The organism is Lysobacter humi (ex Lee et al. 2017) (assembly GCF_054781815.1).
In genome coordinates this window covers 54658-74692 of record NZ_BAAGTR010000012.1, presented here as the reverse complement: position 1 = coordinate 74692, position 20035 = coordinate 54658, and the positions used below count along the sequence as shown (strand labels likewise).

The following is a 20035-nucleotide window of genomic DNA, read 5'->3' as shown; positions in this document are numbered from 1 at the left end:
AGCGCCTTGAGGTCATCCATGCTTGTTTGCATCCGTATGTGGGTGAATTGGCGGGCCGTTGCGGTGAACCCGACGATGGGAATGTCGGCGCCTGCGTGGCCCGCGCCTAAGTAAAGAATGGCGATGCGGCCCCAGCTGCGCGCTCGGACGACCATACATTCGTGCGTAGGATTTCCCCGATCACCTCAAGCGCTGCGAGGCATTGACCCTCCCATGGGGGCAAGCTCGAATCTCCCGCGGTCAAACGCGAGGTGGCCATGAAGTTCCAGGTCGAAAATCTGCGCTGTGGCTTCTGCGCCGTAGCGATCACGCGAGCCATCGAATCGGTGCGCGGCAGGGCACGGGTCGACATTCGCGAGGGCGTGGTGCAAGTCACCGACAATCTCGATACAGAGCTCGTCGAGCGCATCATCCGGGCCACGGGCTACTCGGTCGTGGACATCCAGCAAGTTCGAATGGCGACCCCAAGCCGAACACCCGTAGCTGAGTCCGGGTGCCTTGGAAACGTTGCCGTTTCCGCCCGGATCTAGACGCCTTACTGCTTCGCCTTCTCAGGCGCTGCCTTCTTCTCGGCCCCCGGCAGAAAGACGCGGGCTGTATGCGGTTCCTTGGTGACTACGCAGTCGCTTGCATTGGAAAACTCGCGGTCGCCGATCAGCAGGCTGCCAGCGCGCTTGGGTGCCACTACGCCAGAAAAACAGCCACGTGCCAAAGACGGGTTGCCGTTGGCGCACAGGCGCTTGACCTCAACACATAGAGTCAGGTCCTGCGCAGAGTCCGAGGTGTGCGAGACCGCGCATCGCATGCCGCCTACGGCAGGCACGCATCGCGCCATGACGTCATATTTGAAGTACCAGTCGAGTGCGTACAGGCCCGCAATGAGGACGGCCAGTACTGCGAGCAGGAGCGGCTTGTCGCCCTCCGTTGGAGGCCGACTCCACCATCCCTTCGGTACGCGATCATCGTCCGCCATCTGACGTCTCTAGGTCCGGATTTCGAGCAGCATCATAGAAAACGCCCGACATGTCAGTGGACCGTCGTTCGCGACCAGGCGTAGCGGCGTGCCCACGCCTGCAGGGCGAGGACCGCATCCGATCGAGTCACATGAAGCGTGGGCTGCTGGTCGATCGCGGTCAGCTCCCACTGCCCATCGTGCGTCAAAAACGCCGCGGCGATCAGTTCCTCACGGAACTGGCAGGTCACCGTGGACTCATTGCGCTTGTATACGAGGTCGGGATGCGGGTCCATGGGCCCAGTATTTCCACGCCTGTCTCACTGGCTGCGCTTTTCCCTCCCGCGACGGAGCAGGCGGTGAATGCGTGGGTCCGCGCCTGCCGTGCGAGGAAGCGCGTGGCGGGGAGGCCAGACAGATCTCGCTGGCTCCAATAGTGATCAGGTCCGCACGCATGTGGCTCGGGGGCGAACGCGCACTACCGGCCGAGATCCATTCCGCGATTACGCTCCGGCTCCGGGAGCTCCTGCGTTTGCGTCGGCCCTCTGTCGAGATCCAGTCCGAGCAAGGCGTCGAGCGACGAAGCCACCACTGCCTTCAGACCATCCGCACCGCGGGCAAGCCCCAGCCAGGCCTCGGTCCCGGCCCGACCGCCGGTGCCCACCTGTTCGGCCCGAAGGCGGCGCAAGCGGTCGAGGTAGGTGACCATGTCAGGCGCGGCGAGCCCAATCTTGGTGCCGGGCTTGGGGTCGACGAGAACACGCACCATCGCCTCGGCAGACCCCCGGTCGAGTTTGGGCGGATCAAGCAGACCCAGGACGTCGAGGTAGGTGCAACAGCGAAGCTCGACGCCCTGCTCGGATGGGCGTGCATAGACCACATGGTGCCCATGGGCGCTTTGCTTTTTGAAAGCGGGGCTGGCAACCAGTGCATTACGGAGCGTCGCGCGATCCTTTCCGCGTTCGGCTGCGAACTCCGCGGCCGACCGCTTGAACTCGATCACCAGGCACTGGTCGCGCCCGACCACCAGGTCGCTGAAGGCCGAGTCCAGCGGCGTCTGCTGGAACAGGTTGAGCGTCAGTGGTCGGTCGGCGGTGGGCGCAGCCCCTTCGCGAGCGACGCGCGCGGCCTCGGCGTAGCCGAGCGCGTAGAGGAATACCCCGATGATTTGGTTCTCATAGGGAAGCGGACGATTCATGGGCGAGGGTCTGGAGCAATCGCAGCAAGGTCCTCGAGGATCGGGCAGTCCGGGCGACCGTCACCATGGCAGCGCCGCGCCAGCGTCTCGAGGGTTCGCTGCATGGCCTGCATCTCCGCGATCTTGGTAGCCAGCTCGTCGGCATGCAGGCGCGCCAGGCGCTTGACGTCTGCGCTGGCACGGGAGCGATCGTCCCAGAGTGACAGCAGTACCTCGATCTGCTTCATCGAAAACCCGAGGTTGCGCGCGCGCTTGATGAAGCGCAGGCGGTGCAGGTCCGCGTCGTTGTAGAGGCGATAGCCCGCGAACGTGCGGGCCGCCGCCGGTATCAGGCCGATGCTCTCGTAGTGCCGAATCATCTTGGCCGATACATCGGTGAGCTGGGATGCCTCGCCGATGTTGTGTAGGCCCTGCTCGCGGGCTTCAGCGAGCTCGGGACGAGGCGCGTTACGCGGCATGACGGACCTCCTGGGACAGGGCATGCGGATCAGTGGGCGTCCAGCGCTTGAGCAGCAGCGTGTTGCCGAGCACGCTCAAGGACGAAAAGGCCATCGCAGCGCCCGCGATCACCGGATCCAGCAGCCCGAACGCGGCCATCGGGATGCCGATGACGTTGTAGCCGAAAGCCCAGAACAGATTCTGGTGGATCTTCCGGGTCGTCCGGCGGGAGATGTCCAGCGCGGCGGCCACGAGACCAAGGTCTGCCCGCATCAGCGTGACGCCCGCGGCCTGCATCGCGACATCGGTGCCCGTGCCCATGGCGATCCCCACGTCGCTTGCGGCCAGCGCCGGGGCGTCGTTGATGCCATCGCCCACCATGGCGACTGCGCCGTAGGCCTTGAGCGAGTTGACCGCCTCGACCTTCTGGTGGGGCTGTACGTTGGCGCGCACCTCGTCGATCCCGAGCGAGAGCGCGACGTGCCGCGCCGCGCCCTCGTTGTCGCCGGAGATCATCGCGGTCCGCAGACCGAGTGCATGCAGGCGGGCGATCGCCTCACGCGCCCCGGCACGGGGCTCGTCGCGGAAGGCGAGCAGGCCGTCGAGCTGTAGGGTACCCTCCGCGCTCGTGGCGACCCAGGACACCGTGTGTCCGGAGGCCTGGAGGCCCTCGGCGCGACCGGCCATCGGGGTCAGGTCGACGCCGGCCTCATGCATCATCGCGCTGCTGCCGATGAGCATATCGACGCCCTCGACCCGGCCACGCAGGCCGCGGCCCGCGACGGCCCGGACGTCCTGGACGGACAGACGCGCATCGGCCGATGCGGCTTCGATGACCGCGTGGGCGAGGGGGTGCTCGCTCCCGGACTGGAGGGCGGCCGCGCGCTGGACCAGCTGCCCGGTGCGGCCGTTGCTCGCGACCGCTTCCACCAGGTGCGGCTTGCCCGCGGTCAGCGTGCCCGTCTTGTCGAATGCGACGACGTCGATCGTGTGCGCGACCTCGAGCGCCTCGGCATCCTTGATCAGGATGCCGGCGCGCGCCGCGACGCCGGTGCCCGCCATGATGGCGGTCGGTGTCGCCAGCCCGAGCGCACATGGGCAGGCGATGACGAGCACGGCGACCGCCTTGAGGATCGCCTGCGTCCAGTCGCCGGCATAGAAACCCCATCCGAGCAGCGTGACGAGTGCCAGCGCGATGACTACCGGCACGAATACGGCGCTGACCCGATCGACCGTGCGCTGGATGGGCGCCTTCTTGGCCTGCGCGTCCTCGACCAGTCGGATGATCCGCGCGAGCGCCGATTCGGCGCCCACGGCCAGCGTCTCGACGAGCACAAGGCCTTCGCCGTTGACGGCGCCGCCGGTGACCCGGTCGTCCACGCCCTTGGCGACCGGGATCGATTCGCCGGTGATCAGGGACTCGTCGGCGTGCGTCTGCCCGTCCTGGATGCGGCCATCCACCGGAAAGCGCTCTCCGGGGCGTACGACCACGACATCCCCGACCCGCACCTCATTGATGGGCAGGTCGACGTCGCTGCCACCCCGGCGTACGCGGGCCGTGCCGGGACGCAGCGCCTGCAACGCGCGGATCGCCTCGGTGGTCTGGCGCTTGGCGCGCGCCTCAAGGAATTTGCCCAGCAGGATCAGCGTGATGATCACCGCCGAGGCTTCGAAGTAGAGCGGACCCGCGCCATGATGGGGCGGCTGCAGCAGGTGGTAGACGCTCAAGCCGTAGCCCGCGCTCGTGCCGAGCGCGACCAGCAGGTCCATGTTGCCGGTTCGAGCCCGCACGGCCTTCCACGCGGCTCGATAGAACCGCGCACCCAGCCAGAACTGCACGGGCGTCGCGAGCGCCCACTGGACCCAGCCGGGCAGCATCCAGTGCTCGCCCCAGAGCAGCGAGACCATCGGCGCCGCCAGCGGCAGGGAGAGCAGGGCCGCGATCAGCAGGTGGCGGGCCTCCCGGCTCATGCCGGCTGCGGTGTGCGAGATATCGCCTCCAGCGCGGCCCGGGTCCACGGCCGCCGGGGCGCGCGCCACATAGCCTGCGTCGCTCACGGCCTGAAGCAGCGCGGCGTCGGCGACGGAGGCCAACGCCGTCAAGCTCGCCCGCTCCGTGGCCAGGTTGACGGTGGCGCCCATGACGCCTGGCACACGCTTGAGCGCGCGCTCCACGCGTCCCACGCACGAGGCGCACGTCATCCCTTCGATGGCCAGGTCGACCGTTCGCGTTCCGATCCGGTAACCGGCGTCCTCGACCGCGCGGCTGATGGCGGTGACGTCCAGTGGCCCTGCGCCCTGGACTTCCGCCACCTCGGTGGCCAGGTTCACCTGCGCCGTCTCGACGCCGGGCAGCTTCGAAAGCGCACGCTCCACCCGCCCGACGCAGGACGCGCAGGTCATGCCCTCGATAGGAACTCGCAGGCTCGCGGTCGGTTCGGAACGAGCGGTCATTGCGTTCATCGTGCACCCCGTACGGATTCGGTATGGTGCAGCGTGGAGCTTGCCATGATGGGAAGGTCAACCGCGCCCGCACGTGAATGTTGGCCCGCTGTCCATCACCCGGTGGTTGACCTTCCCATGGGGGCAGGCCGGAGGCTTCGATCACCGGCATGGGGCCGGCGAGGAGAACGCACCATGAAATTCGATGTCGAAGGCATGACCTGCAGCCACTGCGAGCGCGCCATCACGCGGGCCGTCGGCCTTTTGGGTGGAACGGCACGCGTCGATGTCGCGGCCGGTACGGTCGAGGTCGAGGGTCTGGCGGATGAGTCGCAGGTTCGCGCGGCGATCGAGGGGGAAGGCTATCGCGTGGTCGGCGCATCCGGCGCCGAAGTCGCGTCGCACAGTGGTTGCTGTGGCAGCTGCGCGACCTGACATGCCGCCTGTCGGCGCTGCACCTTGGACCCGGGTCCAAAGTTCACTCTTGCTGAACACGGGCTGTTCAACTTCGCGATAGAGTAGGGACGTGAGCCTTTTTTCGCTGCTGCTGCGTGTGCTCCTGTGCGTGACCCTGATCGCCAATGGCGTCGGGTTCGCGCAGGCGTCCACGCGCATGCAGTTGGCGCACGCCAGCCACGAAGCGCATCGCGCCCAGGCGGAAGTCGCATCGACCGTCGGCGAGGAATGCCACCCTGGCATGACCATGGCGTCCCACGCAGACACATCGATGCCGCCAATGGACCACGCGGCCATGGACCATGGCGACAGCGATGCGGGCCCGTTGGACGCCGTCTCCGATGGCGGGCCTGCTGAGCCGGCCGACTGCTGCGACGGCACGACCTGCCAGTGTGCGTGCACGCAGCACGCGTCCACCGCGTTCATCCCGGCCGTCGCGCCGGGGGCCGCTTTGCCGCACTCGATCCTCGTGATGAGCGGCACGTCGCAGCACGCGTCCCCGCGGCTGCCCCATCTGATCCGACCTCCGATCGGCTAAGGCACTCCCCACGCCCTCCGGGCGTGGCAGGCGCGTTCGCGCCTCCCGGTCCCCGCACGGGACCTGCCTGAAATCGATTTGGAGTGCTCCATGTCTTCCATATTCAACGGCGACCCCGCCTCCGGGGTGCCCATGCTGTCGCGTCGCCGCTTCGTCCAGGGCCTCGCGCTCGGCGGCGCGGCCGCCGCGTTCCTGCCGCGCACCGCCTGGTCCCAGCCCGCCTTGCGGGTCGGTGACTTCAACACACTGCGCGGGACCGATTTCGACCTCACCATCGGCGAAACCCCGGTCAACTTCACCGGCCGCGTCCGCCCCGGCGTGACCGTCAATGGCACCGTGCCCGCGCCCATCCTTCGCTGGAAGGAAGGCACCACGGTCACCCTGCGCGTGCGCAACGCGCTGCCCGTCGGCTCGATCCACGGGCACCAGACCTCGATCCATTGGCACGGCATCATCCTGCCCGCCAACATGGATGGCGTGCCGGGCATCAGCTTTGATGGCATCGGCCGGGACGAGACGTTCGTCTATCGATTCGACGTCAACCAGGCCGGCACCTACTGGTACCACTCGCACTCGGCGTTCCAGGAGCAGGCGGGCCTCTACGGCGCACTGATCATCGATCCGGCGGGACCGGATCCGATCGCGTTCCAGCGCGACTATGTCGTGCTGCTGACCGACTGGACCGACCTCAATCCCGAGCAGTTGTTCGCCCGCCTGAAAAAGATGGCGGACTTCGACAACACCTACAAGCGGACCGTCGGCGATTTCATGCGCGACGCCCAGAAGAAGGGGCTCTCGGCGACCCTCGAGGACCGGAAGATGTGGGGCCAGATGCGCATGACGCCGACCGACATCTCGGACGTCAACGCGAACACCTACACCTACCTCATGAATGGCACCACGGGGCTGGGCAACTGGACCGGGCTGTTCAAGTCGGGCGAGAAGGTGCGCCTTCGCTTCATCAACGGCTCGGCGATGACGTATTTCGACGTGCGCATCCCGGGTCTGAAGATGACCGTGGTCGCCGCCGATGGCCTGCCGGTACATCCGGTCACGATCGATGAATTCCGCATCGCGACGGCCGAGACCTTCGACGTTATCGTCGAGCCCAGTGGGCAGGACGCGTTCACCATCTTTGCCCAGGACTCCGGCCGCACGGGTTACGTGTCCGGGACTCTCGCCGTGCGCGAAGGCCTGCGCGCGCCGATCCCCAAACTCGACCCGCGGCCGATCCTCACCATGGCCGACATGGGCATGGCCGACCACGGCGCCCATGGCGGCGGCTCGATGGCCGGGATGGATCACAGCGCGATGGGCCACGGCGCGCCTGCAACTCCGGCGGCACCGGCCGCCGCCATGGCGGGCATGGACCACAGCGGGCACGACATGTCCGCGATGGCCTCCAGCACGCCGGCGGGCGGTTCGATGGCGGGGATGGATCATTCGGCGATGGCGGGCATGGCCGGCATGCAGACGCATCCGGCGACCGAGAACGGCAACCCGCTGGTGGACAACCAGGCGATGACGCCGACCTCGCGGCTGGCCGACCCCGGCAACGGCATGGGCACCGATGGCCGCAAGGCGCTGAGCTACTCGATGCTCAGGAGCCTGTTCGAAGACCCGGATGGCCGCGAGCCCGGTCGCACGCTCGAGATGCACCTGACCGGACACATGGAGAAGTTCGCCTGGTCGTTTAACGGCGTGAAGCACTCGCAGTCCGGGCCGATCAAGCTCAACTACGGCGAGCGCATGCGGATCACGCTGGTCAACGACACGATGATGTCGCACCCGATCCACCTGCATGGCATGTGGAGCGACCTGGAAGACGACAACGGCAACTTCCTGGTGCGCAAGCACACGATCGACATGCAGCCAGGTTCCAAGCGCAGCTACCGCGTCCGCGCCGATGCGCTTGGGCGGTGGGCCTACCACTGCCATCTGCTCTACCACATGGAGTCGGGAATGATGCGCGAAGTGCAGGTGCGCGAATGAATACGCACGCCCTGAAGATCCTCTCTGTCAGCCTTCTCGCCGCGGCACTGGCATTCCCTGCCGCGCCTGCGTTCGCGCAGCACGAAGGGCACACGATGCCGATGCCGGCGCCCAAGCCAGCACCCAAACCGGCCCCCAAAAAAGCGGCCCCCAAACCTGCGCCGAAACCGGCCGCCAAGAAGCCCGCGCCGAAACCCGCGGTGCGCGCCGGCGCCAAGCCGGCGCCTGCGGCGGTCGATCATGCGGCGATGGGGCACGGCCCTGCGGCGCCGAAGCCCGCCAAGCCGGCCACGCGACCTGCGGCGAAGCCCAAGGCCGCGGCGCGCCCTGCGCCCAAGCGGGCACCCACGCCGGCACCCAAGCCCGCCCCCGTCGACCACGCGGCGATGGGGCATGGGACGCCAGTCGCCACGCCGCCGGCCGACGCGGTTGATCACGCCGCGATGGGGCACGGCACGCCGGCTACGCCTGCGCCTGCCGCTGTTGATCACGCCGCGATGGGCCACGGGACGCCGGTCGCGACGCCGCCGTCCAACGTGGTTGACCACGCCGCGATGGGTCACGGCACGCCCGCGACCGCCGAGCCGATGGATCACAGCGGCATGGATCATGGCGCGATGTCGGGCATGGACCACGCCGCGATGGGCCACGCCGCTGACCCGGACCTCCCGGCCAGTGCCGCGCCGCGCACTCCCATTCCCGCGCTGACGGATGCCGACCGCGCCGCGGCCTTTCCTGACGATGCGCACGGGCACGAGGTGCACGACGAGCGCACGTTCTCGTACTGGCTGGTCGATCGCCTGGAGTGGCAGGACACCGAGGAAGGCAGCCTGGGGTGGGAGGGCCTCGCATGGGTCGGTGGCGACCTCAACCGCGTGTGGCTGCGCACGGAGGGCGAGGCGAGCGATGGCGAGATCGAGTCGGCGAATGCCGAGGTGCTTTACGGCCGATCGATCACCCCGTGGTGGGACGCGGTTGCAGGCGTGCGCCACGACTTCGGGCACGGACCGTCTCGCACGTATGCCGCCTTTGGCTTCCAGGGCCTCGCGCCCTACAAGTTCGAGGTGGAGGCGACCGCGTTCGTCGGTGCCAACGGGCGCGGCGGCGCCACGCTGGAGGCGGAGTACGACACGCTGATCACCAACCGCCTGATCCTGCAGTGGCAGGGCGAGACCACGCTCTACGCCAAGGACGATCCCGAGATCGGCGTGGGCTCGGGGCTGTCGACGATCGAGGCCGGTGCGCGGCTTCGCTACGAGTTCAGCCGACGCTTCGCGCCGTATGTCGGCGTGGAATTCGAACGCGCGTTCGGCGAGACGGCGCAGCTTCGCCGGCTCGAGGGTGAGCCCACGCGCGACACCCGGCTCGTCGCCGGCATCCGGTTCTGGTTCTAGGGGAGATGGACCACATGCAGCATCCACGACGCAAACGCCTGATCGTTCCGCTCATGATCGCCACCGTCGCCAGCCTCGCGCTGGTGGGCGGGGCGATCGCCTTCGTCCGCGCCGGCATCTACAACGTCGGCGCCGACGATCCGCACCTGCCCGCGACCTATGCGGTGCTCGAGCAGCTGCGCGAGGCCTCGATCCAGGCGCGCGCCAGCAAGCTCGAGGTGCCCAAGGACCTGATGACTCAGGCGCGCATCACGCAGGGCGCGGGCAACTACGCCGCGATGTGCACGCAGTGCCATCTCGCTCCGGGCATGGGCCCCACCGAGATCTCCCGCGGCCTGTATCCGGCGCCGCCGAACCTGACGAAGGAGACAGTGGACGCCGCCGAGGCGTTCTGGGTGATCAAGCACGGCATCAAGGCCTCCGGCATGCCGGCCTGGGGCGGCAGCATGGATGACGCGTACATCTGGAACATGGCGGCCTTCATCCAGAAGCTGCCCACGCTCGACGCGGCGCAGTACCAGGCGATGGTCGCGTCCAGCGGCGGACACTCGCATGGCGGCGGGGAGACGATGCCGCACCACGACGGCGCGGCACCCGCGGGCGACCACCCGCACCCGCCGGGCACGCCCGCCGACCACCACGCACCTGCACCTGCGGCCGATGGGCACGGTCATGCGCAGGGTACGCCGCCACATGACGATACGCCGGCCAAGCCGGCGGCCGGTGGCCACGAGCACGCCCCGGGAACGCCGCCGCATGACGACACGCCGGCCAAGCCCGCCAAGCCGGCCCACGTCGACCCGCCCGGCGCGCCGCCGCACACGCACTGACCCAGGAGCCTCCCATGAAGAGCATTCACTTCGCCCTCGCGACCGCGCTCGCATGCGCGTCTGGCACCGTCAGCGCGCATGAGCCGTCGCAGCACGCCGCCAAGCCGGCCGCGCCGGCGATGGATCCAGCGATGCTGGAGGCGATCGCAGTCGTCGAGCAGTTCGGTACCGCGCTCAAGGCCGCCGACATGGCGACCGTCACGCGTCTGCTCGATGAGCGCGTGCTGATCCTGGAAAGCGGTGGCGCCGAGCGCTCGCGCGAGGAGTACCTCGGCCACCACGCGATCTCGGACGCGGCGTTCCTCGGAGGCGCGACCATCACGCCCAGGCAGCGAAATGCCCAGGTCTATGGCGACACCGCCTGGGTTGGCAGCGAGAGCGAGATCCGCGCGGGGCAGGGCAAGGACGCCAAGACACTGCTGAGCACCGAGACGATGGTCCTGCGCCACGTGGATGGCGCCTGGAAGATCGTGCACATCCACTGGTCGTCGCGGCCGAAGAAGGCAGGTGCCCCGTGAACATGCGCGGGCTGTCAGTACTCGCGGCCAGCCTCGTGACACTCGCTGCCTGCGCGCAGGGCCCGGGAACCGCTGCGCCAGCAGGAACTACGCCCGCTGCGGCGTCGAGGACCACTTCGCCGGCGGCCACGTCTGCTAACGCGGGCGCTGCGGCGTCCCGAGCACGTGTGGAGACGACGGTCGTCGCCAGTGGCCCCGCGGCCCTTCCCAAGGTCGTCGTGCACAAGAGTCCGAGTTGCGGCTGCTGCGGACTGTGGGTGAAGCACATGCGCGAGGCCGGCTTCAGCGTCGACGTTCGCAACACCGACAACCTCGAGCCCGTCAAAAAGCGCCTGGGCGTGCCACTGGGCAAGGGCTCGTGCCACACGGCGCAGGTGGGAACGCTCGTGGTCGAAGGTCACGTGCCGGCCGGGGACATCAAGCGCCTGCTCGCCGCCAACGATGGCGCCAAGGGGCTCGTGCTGCCCGGGATGCCGGCAGGTTCGCCGGGCATGGAGATGCCCGACGGGCGCGTGCAGCGCTACACGGTCGAGAAGATCAACGCGGACGGCAGCACCTCGCCGTTTGCCACGCATGGGGAGTAGCACCGGGGACGGTGAAGCGGGCGCGCCGATCCACGCCCGCAACCTTACGGAGAACTACCTCATGAGCCATCACAGCGCCGAACACCAAAGCAGCGAGATGAACCAGTGCATCGCCGACTGCTTCAACTGCGCAGCGGTCTGCATCGAGACGATCAACCACTGCCTGAGCATGGGCGGCGAGCACGCCAGCGCCGATCACATCGGGCTGATGCAGACGTGCGCCGAGATCTGCACGGTGAGTGCCAACGCGATGCTGCGGGGCACGCGTGCGCACTCGGCGACGTGCCGCGCCTGCGCGGAGATCTGTCGGCAGTGCGCCGAATCGTGCGAGCGCATCGGGGGCCAGGACGAGGCGATGCGCCGCTGCATCGACGCTTGCCGCCGCTGCGAGCGCAGCTGCGCCGCAATGGCCTCGATGTGATCGAAGCGGCCCCGCGCGGCGGGGCCGCCCTGGCCTACTTTGCGAACGGAGCCAACTGCTTGATCTCCTTGCGCTGCTCCTCCTGCATCTTGCGCGCCAGCGCCTTGAGCTCGGCGCTCTTGCCGTGCTTGACCACTACGTCCGCCATCTGGATGGCCTGCTGGTGATGCATGGTCATCATCGCGGCGAAATCCTTGTCGACGTTGCCACTCATGGGCATGGGCATCTTCTGCCCCTGCATCATGATGCGATGCAGTTCCATGGAGCCGGCGCTGTGACCGGCGTGGCTCGCCGAGTGTCCTTGCGCGGCCTTCTTGTCGGACTCGTGCGAATGCGCCTGCATCGCGAGCAGGGCGGTCATCGATACGGCCAGCAGCGCTGTGGTCATGCGGTTCATGGGCATCTCCTTGTTGAAACCGCGAACTGCGGTGCGCCGTGTTTCGCACGAGTGCCGTCCAAGGCCGGTGACACAAGTCTCGACCCCGGACCCGAGTCGAGGGTTCGCGGCCGGTTTCTCTTTCGAGGGCATCGATCATGAAGATTGGTGAGGTCGCACGCCGGGTGGGGATTCCCATCGACACCGTGCGCTACTACGAACGCAATGGACTGCTGCCGCCGCCGGCGCGACGCGCCTCCGGCTACCGGGACTATCACGACAGCGACATTGCGCGCCTGAACTTCGTGCTGCGCGCCAAGGCGCTGGGTTTCACCCTCATTGAAATCCGTGAGCTGCTGGATCTGTCGGACGCGGCCGAAGGCGACATGGGCAACATTCGCGAGCTGGCGGCGAGCAAGCTCCAGGACATCGAGCAGCGCATCGGCCAATTGGCGCGGGTACGCGATGCGCTCAAGGGGCTGGTCGAGGCCTGCCCGGGCCGGGGCCATGTCAGCGGCTGCCCGATCCGTTCGGCGCTGTTCGACCTGCAGGAGCCGATCCGATGACGGGGCAGGGTTCGCCGCTTAAGTCCGGCGCGATCGATCCGGTCTGCGGCATGCAGGTGCCCGTCGATACGCGCTATCGCACCGACTACCAGGGGCTGACGGTGCTTTTTTGCTCCGAGCGCTGCCGCACGCGTTTCATCGCCTCGCCGCAGACGTTTCTCGTGCCGCTGCCCCGCGGTACGGTGACTCCTCCCGGGCACCCACCGCGCGCGACCGCGTCCGCGCAAGGTGGCATGTCCGGCACCGCGGCGTCGTATGTGTGCCCGATGCATCCGCAGGTGCGCCAGCCCGGCCCGGGAACGTGTCCGATCTGCGGCATGGCCCTGGAACCTGAGGTGCCGAGGGAGGTCGACGGCGCCAGTCCCGAGCTCGTCGACTTCAGCCGCCGCTTCTGGTGGACGCTGCCGCTGACCGTCATCGTCCTGCTGCTGGCGATGCTGGGCCATCGCGTGGAGGCGATCCCGGTCGCCACGCGGACGTGGCTCGAGCTGTTCCTGTCCACGCCCGTGGTGCTCTGGGCCGGTGCGCCGTTCTTCGTGCGCGGTTGGGCCTCGATCCGCAACCGCTCCCCGAATATGTGGACGCTCATCGCCGCGGGCGTCGCCGCGGCCTACGGTTACAGCGTGGTCGCGACCCTCGCGCCGAACCTCTTTCCGGTGGAGTTCCGCGAGCACGGGCGCATCGGCGTCTATTTCGAAGCCGCCAGCGTCATCGTCTCCCTGACACTGCTCGGGCAGGTGCTGGAGCTTCGCGCACGCTCGCAGACGTCCGGCGCGATGCGCGCGCTACTCGGACTCGCGCCCAAGACCGCGCGCCGGCTGATGCCTGACGGCAGCGAAGCCGATGTTCCCCTCTCGGCGGTCAGGGTCGGCGATCGCCTGCGAGTACGCCCCGGCGAGAAGGTCCCGGTCGATGGCACCGTCGAGGACGGCACGTCCCATGTGGACGAGTCCATGCTGACCGGCGAACCGATCCCGGTCGCCAAGGGCGTGGGCGATGCGGTGATCGGTGCGACGCTCAACACGACGGGCAGCCTGGTCATCCGCGCCGACCAGGTCGGCAGCGGCACGGTGCTGGCGCAGATCGTGCAGCTGGTCGCCAGCGCGCAGCGCTCGCGCGCCCCGATGCAGCGCATGGCCGACCGGGTCGCGTTCTGGTTCGTCCTCGCGGTGATGGCGATCGCGGTGGCGACGTTCCTGGCGTGGGGCCTGCTGGGGCCCGAGCCGTCGTGGACCTACGCGATCCTCAATGCGGTGTCCGTGCTGATCATTGCCTGTCCCTGCGCGCTGGGGCTCGCAACCCCGATGTCGGTGATGGTGGCCACCGGCAAGGCGGCGCAGGCCGGCGTGCTGTTTCGCGATGCGGAAGCGGTTGAGCGCATGCGCCAGGTCGACACACTCATCGTCGACAAGACGGGCACCCTGACCGAAGGCCGCGCGGCCTTCGATGACCTCGTGGCGCTCGCGCCGTTCGAGCATGCCGATGTCCTGCGTCTGGCGGCGAGCCTGGACCAGGGCAGCGAGCATCCGCTGGCCGCTGCGATCGTGACCGAAGCACGATCGCGCGGCCTGCGGCTCTCGGGGGTCGACGACTTCCAGTCCGAGACGGGGCTTGGCGTGCGCGGTACGGTCGACGGCCGGCGGCTGCTGCTGGGCAACACCCGGCTGATGCAGCAGGCCGGTCTCGACATCTCCGCGCTACGCATGGAAGGCGAGCGCCTGCGCGGGCAGGGGGCGAGCGTGATGTTCCTGGCGGTGGATGGTCAGCCGGCGGGGCTGATCGCGGTGACCGATCCGATCAAGGACACCAGTGGCACGGCGCTGCGTGAGCTGCGTCAGGCCGGCATCCGCATCGTGATGGCGACCGGCGACGGCGCGACGACCGCGCAGGCCGTGGCGCACACGCTGGGCATCGACGAGGTGTACGGCGAGGTCCGCCCTGAGGACAAGGCCGAGCTCGTCCGGCGCCTGCAGGCCGAGGGCCGGCGCGTGGCGATGGCGGGTGATGGCATCAACGATGCGCCGGCGCTCGCGGCGGCCGACGTCGGCATCGCCATGGGCACGGGCACGGATGTCGCGATGTCGACGGCCAAGGTGACCCTGGTGCGCGGGGACCTGCGCGGCATCGGCCGCGCGCGCGCGATCAGCGCCGCGTGCGTGGCCAACATGCGCCAGAACCTGGCGTTCGCCTTCGCCTACAACGCGCTCGGCGTGCCCATCGCCGCCGGCGTGCTGTATCCGGCGACGGGCTGGCTGCTCAGCCCGATGATCGCCGCGCTCGCCATGAGCCTGAGCTCGGTCTCGGTCGTGACCAATGCCCTTCGACTCAACCGTCTCGACGTCGCCCGCGCGGCGCCGACCGCGCCTTCTACGCGGTGTGCCTCATGCCACTGAGCTTCTCCGTCAATCAGTCGGCACGGGGCCACCGCACCCCTTTTCCCGGCCCGCGGGCCGCATCACAGGAGTCTCCACCATGCGCTTGAACCTCATCGCCCTCCTCGCAGGCGCGCTCGTGCTCTCGGCCTGCAGCCAGGCGACCCCTGACGAATCGACCGCAGCGTCCGCCGCCGCCGATGCCCCCGCCGCGGCGGCATCGACCGAAGCCGCAGCGTCGGCGCCGACCAGTGGGGTGGCGCCGGCTGGAGGAATGGACGGCATGTCGGCCGAAGAGCACGCCGCCATGACCGCGGGCACGGGCGCGGCACCGGGTGCGCATCCGGAAGGCCATGACGCGAGCGCCGCGGGGCAGGCCGACAGCATGGACGGGATGAATCATGGTGCGACGCCGGCGACAGAGCAGGGCGCTGCCACCGGCGGCGCGCAGGCCGGCTGGTACCGCGGTGGCACGTTCCAGCCGTGCGGGAGCACGCAGACGTATACGGTCAGCCGCACCGCCGACATCGACGCGAAGATCCGCGCCGGCGACATGAGCCCGAACGATCCGGTCTACGTGCGCCTGGAAGGTGCCGCGGCGAACGGTGCGTTCAACGTCACGCGTGTGGCGCAGGTCGGCTCGCCGACGCCGGTGCGCGACTGCCCGATGGCCGGGACCACGACGCAGGGCTGACCACGGTGCGCCCGTTTCGCTGGGTATCGGGCGCCCTTTCGGGAGGATGACCATGGAAAACATGCAGCACGCGGGCGGCGGATCGGCGCATGGCGGACGTAGTGCGTACATCCGCCTGGCGTGGATGGCCGGGCTTTCGTTCGTCGCGATGTATTTCCTGATGTACGCGATGGTCGATCGCTATGCGAGCGTCTACGCCAACATCAATCAGGTCTACATGGCCGGGCTCATGGCCGCGCCGATGGTGGCGATCGAACTTCTGATCATGGGCGCGATGTATCGCGATCGCCGGCTCAACCGGATCCTGGTGGCGACAAGCGTCGCGCTCGCGGTGCTGTTCTGGGTGCTCATCCGCACCCAGGCGGGCGTCGCCGATCGCCAGTTCCTGCGCTCGATGATCCCGCATCATTCCGGCGCGATCCTGATGTGCGGCAAGGCCGAGCTGGCCGATCCCGAATTGCAGGCGCTGTGCCGGCAGATCATCGACTCGCAGAAGGCCGAGATCGAGCTGATGAAGCGGATGCTCGAGCGGTCCACATAATGCAGGACGCCCCGGGAGCGCATCCCGGGGCGCGGGGGAGACATGGGGAAGGCATTGTTCTGGCGCCGGACGCACCGCGTGCTGGCGTTGATCGTAGGCGTGCAGGCGCTGTTGTGGATGGCGAGTGGGCTGTACATGACGGCGATCTCGATCGACGTCATCCACGGCGACCACCTGGCGCATACGCACCGACCTGCGCTCGCGGATGTCGGCGGGCTCAAGGCACCGGCCGAGATCGGCATCGCGCCGGGCGAGGCACTGCGCCTGAAGCAATGGCTGGGCCGGCCGGTTTTCGAAGTCGGCAAGGGGGCGCAGGCACGGCTCCTGGATGCGCGCACGGGCGCCGCGCTCACGCCGATCAGCAAGGCAACGGCACAGGCGATCGCGCAGTCGCTCTACCAAGGCGATGGCTCGGTCGAATCGGTCCGCTGGCTGACGACCGCGCCGCAGGAAGTCGGCACGCGGCCGGTGCCGATGTGGCAGGTGTGCTTCGCCGACGGCGTGGCGACGACGCTGTACATCTCCCCGTTCACCGGTGAGCGCCTCGCCACGCGGCACACGCTGTGGCGCGCGTTCGACGTGATGTGGATGCTGCACATCATGGATTACCGCACCCGCGAGGACATCGGGAATCCGCTGCTGCGCATTGCCGCAGGCCTGGGCCTGCTGCTGACGCTCGCGGGCCTCGTGCTCTCGTTCTGGGCGCTGCGCGGGAGGGCGCGGTGAAGGCCTGGCTCGCGCGGCTGCACACGTGGGTCGGCGTCATCGTCGGCATCCAGCTCGTCGTCTGGCTGGGCAGTGGCCTGTTGATGGGCCTGCTCGATCCTGAGGCCGTCAGCGGCGAGCGCACGCGCGCGCAGGCCTCGGAGATGACGCAGGACTGGCCCGAGCGGGCGGTGGCGCCGGAGGCGATCGTCGCGCGCAGCGCGTCCAAGGTCCTGCTCGTGGAGCGCACGTGGCGCCTGCAGCGCCCGGTGTGGCGCGTGCAGACGCAGGCGGGCACCTGGCTCGCCGACGCGCGCACGGGCGCGCGCTGGACGCCCAGCCGTGAGGAGATCCTGCGCTTCGCGCGCGAGGACTACAGCGGGCCAGGCCGGGCGTTAAGCCCGCAGCGCTGGGCGAAAGCGCCCCTGGAGGCGCGCGGCCACGAGGGCCCGGTGTGGCAGGTCGATTTCGATGATGCGGCCGGCACGAGCCTGTACATCGATGCGCAGGACGCCGCGGTGCTCGAGCGGCGCAACGACACGTGGCGCGTATTCGACATCGCCTGGACGCTGCACATCATGGATTACACGGGGCGGGAGGATTTCAACCACCCGCTGATCGTGACTTTTGCCGTTGCCGGCCTCTGGATGACGTTGAGCGGCCTGTGGCTGCTGGGCTACGCGATCAAGGCCGGCCACCTGCGCCCGCGCTGGCTCGCGCAGCGCATCGCGGTGCCGATTGGCGGAGCCGCCGATGCCCACGGCTCGGTCCTGTCGGGACGTGCGGGTGAAACCGTACTCGTGGCCTTCGCGCGCAGCGGCCGGCCGCTGCCATCGCGGTGCGGCGGCGGCCAGACCTGTGGCCTGTGCGTCGTACGGTCGTCGGGCGCTGCACCGATCAGCGATGGCGATCGCCGCCTGCTTACATCCGAAGAACTGCAGGCCGGCCTGCGCCTGGGCTGCACACTCCCCATCAGCGAAGGATTGCGCGTGGACATCATCGAGTCGGGAACGAGACCCGGGTGGCAGGAGGCCGTCGTCGAGCAGGTGCGCGGTTGCAGCGCGAGCCTGCGGGAGATCGTGCTGCGTCCGGTCGATGGCGACCTGTCGATGCGGGCGGGCAGCTATGTGCTCATCGAAATCCCCGCCTACCGTATCGAGCGCGAGCGCTGGATCACCGACACCGCGCCCGTGCCGACAATACTTCTGGACCACGTCGGCAAGGCTCTGGTCAATTCCGAGCCGCTGCAGCGAGCCTACTCGCCCTCGCTGACCCCGCAGCTTTGCGACGGACGCCTGCCGTTGCTCGTCCGGCTCGACGTCGAGCCCGACCGCCCGATGGTCGTCGGCCGCGGCACGGCCTGGCTGTTCTCGCTACAGCCCGGTGCGCGCGTGCGCTACATGGGCCCCTTTGGCGACTTCCGCCTCAGGCCAAGCGCCCACGAGAAGATCTTCATCGGCGGCGGTGCGGGCATGGCGCCGCTGCGCGCCATGCTGTGGGAGGCCCTGCAGGCTGGCGGGAAGGAGCGCATCCACTTCTGGTACGGCGCTCGTCGCGCAGGCGAAGTGCCCTACGAGGCCGAGCTACGCTCTTTAGCGGCCGCCCATGATCAATTCGACTTCCACGTCGTCTATTCCGAAGACGACAACGGCGGATTCGGCCCGCGGTGGGTCCACGAAGCGGTGCACGAGGGCCTACTACGCTCGCACGGCGCCTTGGCCGAATGCGAGTTCTACCTGTGTGGGCCGCCGGCGATGCTCAAGGCCACGCGCGAGCTGCTCGCGCAGATCGGCGTGACGCCCGATCGCGTGGCCTTCGATGACTTCGACGCCTGAGGCTGACCGAGTCTGCCGGCTGACGACCGTCGATGGCGGCAAGGCGCGTGACGTGCTCATCCGAGTGCGCCATCCCGTCGCGCCCAATCGACGGGGCTCCGAGGTCGTACCCGCCACCAAGATCACGTCGGACACGTTTCGCGGCAGGATCACCGCAGTCGGCGAAGACGCCCGGCAGATCTACATGCCGCCCGAACTGGATCGAGTGGGCAAGCCCGTTGCTCAGGCCCCAGAGGACGCGACGGATGCGTGGCGGGAGCAATTCACCAAGCTGTACACCGCATGCCCGGCCTCCTTCGCATCGAGGGATGCCGGGGCCGTCCAACGGCGGACGGCACCTCGCTGGGGGGTCGATGCACCGGGGTCACGGCATGCGACGGCCGTTTGCCACAATCCGGCGGATGTGGCCGGATTGACGACGATGCTGCCCAGACCCTCGCTGCGCCTGACGATCGTGCTGGAGGTGGCGTTCTTCATCGCCACGCTGGCGCTCGCGCTGATTTGGAACGCCGACCCGGGCGGGCGCTGGGAGCCTGCCCTGGCGCTGGTTTTGGTAGCAACCGCGGGATTGGAGATCTATCGTCGACGCGTGCCGGCAGGGCCCGGGGATCGCTTCGCGTCTCCGGCCGAGCGCCTGCGTCATCGCGAACGCCTGCGGCAGCTGCTGCAGGAGGAGATCTACACCTGCCGCGCCAAGGGACTGCGACAGGATGTCATCGTGCGAGATGCCGATCGCGTGGACGTCTATCCCGACGCCGATCCCGGTGAGAAGGGCATCTCCGCCTGGTTCCGCGTCGGCCTGATCGACACTTACGAGCGCGGCATCTGCCTGGGCCTGCGCTATGGCGGGCTGAAAGAGTGCGAGGGCGGGTTTCGCTTCGTCGACTACGTGAACGACGAATCCGCCGACCGCACGGTGCTGTTGATCGGCAACGTGCCCTACGACGCCATCGTCGAGGTGAACCTCGATGGGGACAAGTTCTACGGCTACCCGCACATCTTCTGCCACTTCGACTTCAAGGGTGAGCCCTACGAGCGCCTGTGGTTCGCCGAGCGCAAGCAGCTCACCGAGACCCATCCGTACTTCGAGCTCGTCGCCGAGTACGAGGACGTCAAGGGCAACAACCCCACAGACGGGGAGTTGCACTTTATCTGAGCCGCGGCGGGCCGACCGAGGCAAGCG

At 68.5% G+C, this 20035-nt stretch carries 22 protein-coding genes; 16 read left to right on the top strand and 6 right to left on the bottom strand.

Annotated features, from left to right (window positions below; all coding sequences use genetic code 11):
* The first annotated feature begins 257 nt into the window (after positions 1–257).
* Complete coding sequence (locus ACYVJJ_RS11415; RefSeq protein ID WP_460833684.1) at positions 258–530, top strand: heavy-metal-associated domain-containing protein; 273 nt, start codon at positions 258–260, stop codon at positions 528–530.
* A gap of 5 nt (positions 531–535) precedes the next feature.
* On the opposite strand, the gene ACYVJJ_RS11410 is transcribed toward ACYVJJ_RS11415, so the two are convergent.
* The 5 genes from ACYVJJ_RS11410 to ACYVJJ_RS11390 form a co-directional block, all read right to left on the bottom strand.
* Positions 536–973: a hypothetical protein gene (locus ACYVJJ_RS11410; protein WP_460833682.1), complete on the bottom strand. Its 438-nt coding sequence runs from the start codon at positions 971–973 to the stop codon at positions 536–538.
* A gap of 53 nt (positions 974–1026) precedes the next feature.
* On the bottom strand, positions 1027–1248 hold the full coding sequence (locus ACYVJJ_RS11405) for a hypothetical protein (RefSeq protein WP_460833681.1): 222 nt from the start codon (positions 1246–1248) through the stop codon (positions 1027–1029).
* A 182-nt stretch (positions 1249–1430) separates the two neighbouring features.
* The gene (locus tag ACYVJJ_RS11400; protein ID WP_460833679.1) at positions 1431–2150 is read right to left on the bottom strand and encodes a hypothetical protein; all 720 of its coding nucleotides are present in this window, start codon (positions 2148–2150) and stop codon (positions 1431–1433) included.
* Positions 2147–2608 (bottom strand): Cu(I)-responsive transcriptional regulator, encoded by a 462-nt coding sequence (gene cueR, locus ACYVJJ_RS11395; protein WP_460833677.1) that lies wholly within the window; start codon positions 2606–2608, stop codon positions 2147–2149. Before cueR ends, ACYVJJ_RS11400 begins: the two co-directional genes overlap by 4 nt.
* Positions 2598–5051, bottom strand: a complete 2454-nt coding sequence (locus ACYVJJ_RS11390) for a heavy metal translocating P-type ATPase (RefSeq protein ID WP_460833675.1) — start codon at positions 5049–5051, stop codon at positions 2598–2600. Before ACYVJJ_RS11390 ends, cueR begins: the two co-directional genes overlap by 11 nt.
* A 174-nt stretch (positions 5052–5225) precedes the next feature.
* Here ACYVJJ_RS11390 and ACYVJJ_RS11385 point away from each other — a divergent pair, with 174 nt between their 5' ends.
* The 8 genes from ACYVJJ_RS11385 (at position 5226) to ACYVJJ_RS11350 (ending at position 11763) form a co-directional block, all read left to right on the top strand.
* Positions 5226–5465 (top strand): heavy-metal-associated domain-containing protein, encoded by a 240-nt coding sequence (locus ACYVJJ_RS11385; protein WP_460833673.1) that lies wholly within the window; start codon positions 5226–5228, stop codon positions 5463–5465.
* A gap of 91 nt (positions 5466–5556) precedes the next feature.
* Complete coding sequence (locus ACYVJJ_RS11380; RefSeq protein ID WP_460833672.1) at positions 5557–6024, top strand: CopL family metal-binding regulatory protein; 468 nt, start codon at positions 5557–5559, stop codon at positions 6022–6024.
* A 90-nt stretch (positions 6025–6114) separates the two neighbouring features.
* The gene (locus tag ACYVJJ_RS11375; RefSeq protein WP_460833670.1) at positions 6115–8016 is read left to right on the top strand and encodes a copper resistance system multicopper oxidase; all 1902 of its coding nucleotides are present in this window, start codon (positions 6115–6117) and stop codon (positions 8014–8016) included.
* 497 nt (positions 8017–8513) lie between these two features.
* A complete protein-coding gene (locus ACYVJJ_RS11370) occupies positions 8514–9410 on the top strand; it encodes a copper resistance protein B (protein WP_460833668.1) in 897 nt (298 codons plus the stop codon).
* Positions 9411–9424: 14 nt separating this feature from the next.
* On the top strand, positions 9425–10240 hold the full coding sequence (locus tag ACYVJJ_RS11365; protein ID WP_460833666.1) for a c-type cytochrome: 816 nt from the start codon (positions 9425–9427) through the stop codon (positions 10238–10240).
* 14 nt (positions 10241–10254) lie between these two features.
* Positions 10255–10758, top strand: a complete 504-nt coding sequence (locus ACYVJJ_RS11360; protein ID WP_460833664.1) for a nuclear transport factor 2 family protein — start codon at positions 10255–10257, stop codon at positions 10756–10758.
* A gap of 2 nt (positions 10759–10760) precedes the next feature.
* Positions 10761–11342, top strand: a complete 582-nt coding sequence (locus ACYVJJ_RS11355; protein WP_460834670.1) for a DUF411 domain-containing protein — start codon at positions 10761–10763, stop codon at positions 11340–11342.
* Between the two features lie 61 nt (positions 11343–11403).
* A complete protein-coding gene (locus tag ACYVJJ_RS11350) occupies positions 11404–11763 on the top strand; it encodes a four-helix bundle copper-binding protein (protein WP_460833663.1) in 360 nt (119 codons plus the stop codon).
* A gap of 34 nt (positions 11764–11797) precedes the next feature.
* On the opposite strand, the gene ACYVJJ_RS11345 is transcribed toward ACYVJJ_RS11350, so the two are convergent.
* Positions 11798–12160, bottom strand: a complete 363-nt coding sequence (locus ACYVJJ_RS11345) for a DUF305 domain-containing protein (RefSeq protein WP_460833661.1) — start codon at positions 12158–12160, stop codon at positions 11798–11800.
* A gap of 137 nt (positions 12161–12297) precedes the next feature.
* On the opposite strand from ACYVJJ_RS11345, the gene ACYVJJ_RS11340 reads away from it, so the two are divergent.
* The 7 genes from ACYVJJ_RS11340 (at position 12298) to ACYVJJ_RS11310 (ending at position 20008) form a co-directional block, all read left to right on the top strand.
* Positions 12298–12705: a heavy metal-responsive transcriptional regulator gene (locus ACYVJJ_RS11340; protein WP_460833660.1), complete on the top strand. Its 408-nt coding sequence runs from the start codon at positions 12298–12300 to the stop codon at positions 12703–12705.
* Positions 12702–15098, top strand: a complete 2397-nt coding sequence (locus tag ACYVJJ_RS11335; protein WP_460833658.1) for a heavy metal translocating P-type ATPase — start codon at positions 12702–12704, stop codon at positions 15096–15098. The genes ACYVJJ_RS11340 and ACYVJJ_RS11335 overlap by 4 nt, the downstream gene beginning before the upstream one ends.
* A gap of 79 nt (positions 15099–15177) precedes the next feature.
* Positions 15178–15771: a hypothetical protein gene (locus ACYVJJ_RS11330; protein WP_460833656.1), complete on the top strand. Its 594-nt coding sequence runs from the start codon at positions 15178–15180 to the stop codon at positions 15769–15771.
* Positions 15772–15823: 52 nt separating this feature from the next.
* Entirely contained in the window at positions 15824–16312 is a 489-nt protein-coding gene (locus ACYVJJ_RS11325; RefSeq protein WP_460833654.1) for a DUF305 domain-containing protein, read from the top strand.
* A gap of 78 nt (positions 16313–16390) precedes the next feature.
* Positions 16391–17038, top strand: coding sequence for a hypothetical protein (locus ACYVJJ_RS11320; protein WP_460833652.1), 648 nt, complete (start codon positions 16391–16393; stop codon positions 17036–17038).
* Entirely contained in the window at positions 17035–18852 is a 1818-nt protein-coding gene (locus ACYVJJ_RS11315) for a 2Fe-2S iron-sulfur cluster-binding protein (RefSeq protein ID WP_460833650.1), read from the top strand. The genes ACYVJJ_RS11320 and ACYVJJ_RS11315 overlap by 4 nt, the downstream gene beginning before the upstream one ends.
* Positions 18836–20008, top strand: a complete 1173-nt coding sequence (locus tag ACYVJJ_RS11310; RefSeq protein ID WP_460833648.1) for a hypothetical protein — start codon at positions 18836–18838, stop codon at positions 20006–20008. The genes ACYVJJ_RS11315 and ACYVJJ_RS11310 overlap by 17 nt, the downstream gene beginning before the upstream one ends.
* Positions 20009–20035 lie beyond the last annotated feature (27 nt).

Bases quoted from the DNA above. Each gene is read 5' to 3' on its own strand.
- ACYVJJ_RS11410 (WP_460833682.1), bottom strand. From the start codon at position 973: ATGGCGGACGATGATCGCGTACCGAAGGGATGGTGGAGTCGGCCTCCA.
- ACYVJJ_RS11415 (WP_460833684.1), top strand. From the start codon at position 258: ATGAAGTTCCAGGTCGAAAATCTGCGCTGTGGCTTCTGCGCCGTAGCG.
- ACYVJJ_RS11390 (WP_460833675.1), bottom strand. From the start codon at position 5,051: ATGAACGCAATGACCGCTCGTTCCGAACCGACCGCGAGCCTGCGAGTT.
- ACYVJJ_RS11385 (WP_460833673.1), top strand. From the start codon at position 5,226: ATGAAATTCGATGTCGAAGGCATGACCTGCAGCCACTGCGAGCGCGCC.
- ACYVJJ_RS11350 (WP_460833663.1), top strand. From the start codon at position 11,404: ATGAGCCATCACAGCGCCGAACACCAAAGCAGCGAGATGAACCAGTGC.
- ACYVJJ_RS11340 (WP_460833660.1), top strand. From the start codon at position 12,298: ATGAAGATTGGTGAGGTCGCACGCCGGGTGGGGATTCCCATCGACACC.
- ACYVJJ_RS11365 (WP_460833666.1), top strand. From the start codon at position 9,425: ATGCAGCATCCACGACGCAAACGCCTGATCGTTCCGCTCATGATCGCC.
- ACYVJJ_RS11310 (WP_460833648.1), top strand. From the start codon at position 18,836: ATGACTTCGACGCCTGAGGCTGACCGAGTCTGCCGGCTGACGACCGTC.
- ACYVJJ_RS11405 (WP_460833681.1), bottom strand. From the start codon at position 1,248: ATGGACCCGCATCCCGACCTCGTATACAAGCGCAATGAGTCCACGGTG.
- ACYVJJ_RS11355 (WP_460834670.1), top strand. From the start codon at position 10,761: ATGCGCGGGCTGTCAGTACTCGCGGCCAGCCTCGTGACACTCGCTGCC.
- ACYVJJ_RS11400 (WP_460833679.1), bottom strand. From the start codon at position 2,150: ATGAATCGTCCGCTTCCCTATGAGAACCAAATCATCGGGGTATTCCTC.
- ACYVJJ_RS11375 (WP_460833670.1), top strand. From the start codon at position 6,115: ATGTCTTCCATATTCAACGGCGACCCCGCCTCCGGGGTGCCCATGCTG.
- cueR (WP_460833677.1), bottom strand. From the start codon at position 2,608: ATGCCGCGTAACGCGCCTCGTCCCGAGCTCGCTGAAGCCCGCGAGCAG.
- ACYVJJ_RS11330 (WP_460833656.1), top strand. From the start codon at position 15,178: ATGCGCTTGAACCTCATCGCCCTCCTCGCAGGCGCGCTCGTGCTCTCG.
- ACYVJJ_RS11325 (WP_460833654.1), top strand. From the start codon at position 15,824: ATGGAAAACATGCAGCACGCGGGCGGCGGATCGGCGCATGGCGGACGT.
- ACYVJJ_RS11360 (WP_460833664.1), top strand. From the start codon at position 10,255: ATGAAGAGCATTCACTTCGCCCTCGCGACCGCGCTCGCATGCGCGTCT.
- ACYVJJ_RS11345 (WP_460833661.1), bottom strand. From the start codon at position 12,160: ATGAACCGCATGACCACAGCGCTGCTGGCCGTATCGATGACCGCCCTG.
- ACYVJJ_RS11370 (WP_460833668.1), top strand. From the start codon at position 8,514: ATGGGCCACGGGACGCCGGTCGCGACGCCGCCGTCCAACGTGGTTGAC.
- ACYVJJ_RS11335 (WP_460833658.1), top strand. From the start codon at position 12,702: ATGACGGGGCAGGGTTCGCCGCTTAAGTCCGGCGCGATCGATCCGGTC.